Below are 2,032 nucleotides of genomic sequence, written 5' to 3'. Positions count from 1 at the left end.
TCAATAAAGTTGCCACATCCATTGAAGAAACCGCTGAATCTATCCACCAGCTAGATAATGATAGCCGCAGTATTGAAGTGGTTATTGAAGTAATTCGCGATATCGCCGAGCAAACTAACTTATTGGCATTAAATGCGGCGATTGAAGCGGCTCGAGCGGGTGAACAAGGTCGTGGATTTGCCGTTGTAGCGGATGAAGTCAGAACCTTGGCTAAACGTACCCAAGATTCAACCAGCCAAATTAATGAGATTATTTTAAAGCTCCAACATCGCGCTAAAAAATCATCCGAGACCATGAAACAAAGCCAAGAGATGATGCAATATACTGTCAACATCTCCAATAATGTGGGCACACTTATTGATGATGTTAGCAAAGCCATTGCCGAAATATCGCAAACAAGCATTCAAATAGCTACAGCGACTGAGCAGCAAGGTTCAGTTACCGAGGATTTAAACAAAAACATTCTTAATATTAATGCTGCATCGGAAGAGGTTTCCAACGGTGCAAATCAGATGGCAAGCTCTAGTCGTATACTGATGGATTTGTCTTATCAGTTACAAACGTTGATTCAAAACTTTCGGTTAAATTAACTTTTATTTAATAGCCATTAATTTAGCTATCACATTGAAGATCGCCACCAATAAACGATAGCGAGCTAAGTATAAAGAATGGATATTGCATCATAACTTTACTATTCATCGCTTATAATATGGCAGGATCAAAAAAGGGCTCATACGAGCCCTTTTCACTGTTACATTAACCGCAACAATATCTGCGAATTATGCTTTAGCGCGCTATTACGCTTTATCACACTGCTCGACGATATCACGCGCAACGGCTTCGGCCACTTTGATGCCATCAATACCGGCCGACAAAATACCCCCCGCGTAGCCCGCGCCTTCCCCTGCTGGGTAAAAGCCTTTGAGGTTGATACTTTGGTAATCTTTACCGCGCTTGATACACACCGGTGAGGAGGTACGCGTTTCTACGCCTGTCAGCAGACCATCTTCAGAGGCAAAGCCTTTGATTTGACGATCGAAGGCCGGAATGGCTTCGCGGATGGCATCAATTGCAAATGCTGGCAGCGCCTTAGAGAGATCTGTCAGCTTAATACCTGGGGTGAATGATGGCTGCACATCGCCCAGTTCGCTTGGATCTCGCCCTTTCAGGAAATCACCAATTTTCTGCGCTGGCGCATCATAGTTTTCACCGCCCAGCTTATAGGCATTCGCTTCCAGCTCACGCTGTAGACGAATACCAGCCAGCGGATCACCCGGATAATCTTGCTCAGGAGAAATCCCGACCACGATAGCACTGTTGGCATTACGCTCTGCGCGCGAGTATTGGCTCATGCCGTTGGTCACCACGCGGCCTTCTTCTGAGGTCGCCGCCACCACGGTGCCGCCTGGGCACATACAGAAGCTGTATACGGTGCGGCCATTTTTACAATGGTGCACCAGTTTATAATCTGCCGCGCCTAACAGTGGATGACCGGCATTTTTGCCAAAACGCGCTTCATCAATCATGGATTGCTTGTGCTCAATACGGAAACCGACCGAGAACGGTTTAGCTTCCATATACACGCCGCGCTCGTGCAGCATCTCAAAGGTATCGCGTGCACTGTGGCCCACCGCCAGCACCACATGGCGCGATTTGATCTCTTCGCCATTGGACAGAGTCACACCGGTGATTTGTCCATCTTCAATATGGATATCATCCACACGGGTGCTAAAGCGAATTTCGCCCCCCAATTCGATGATTTTGGCGCGCATTTTTTCAATCATGGTCACCAGTTTAAAGGTGCCGATATGCGGCTTGCTCACATAGAGAATTTCTTCTGGTGCGCCAGCTTCCACAAATTCAGTGACCACTTTACGGCCATAGAAATTAGGATCTTTAACTTGGCTATACAGCTTGCCATCAGAGAACGTACCCGCGCCGCCCTCACCAAACTGCACGTTAGACTCAGGGTTGAGGGTACGTTTACGCCAAAAACCGAAGGTATCTTTAGTGCGCTCACGCACTTCTTTAC

The 2,032-nt window shown here is 47.1% G+C and carries 2 protein-coding genes; one reads left to right on the top strand and one right to left on the bottom strand.

Translation table 11 applies throughout. The features are described from left to right. Positions 1-590 (top strand): methyl-accepting chemotaxis protein (locus ACRC27_RS07130; protein ID WP_438639525.1); only part of this gene is annotated, 590 nt, incomplete at its 5' end. A gap of 207 nt (positions 591-797) precedes the next feature. On the opposite strand, the gene ACRC27_RS07125 is transcribed toward ACRC27_RS07130, so the two are convergent. Beyond that, positions 798-2,032: NAD(P)/FAD-dependent oxidoreductase (locus ACRC27_RS07125; protein ID WP_438639524.1), on the bottom strand; the 1,235-nt coding region annotated here is incomplete at its 5' end.

Source organism: Plesiomonas sp., assembly GCF_051650925.1.
In the GTDB taxonomy this organism is placed as follows: domain Bacteria; phylum Pseudomonadota; class Gammaproteobacteria; order Enterobacterales; family CAMTGL01; genus Plesiomonas.
This window is presented reverse-complemented; position numbering and strand designations above follow the sequence as displayed.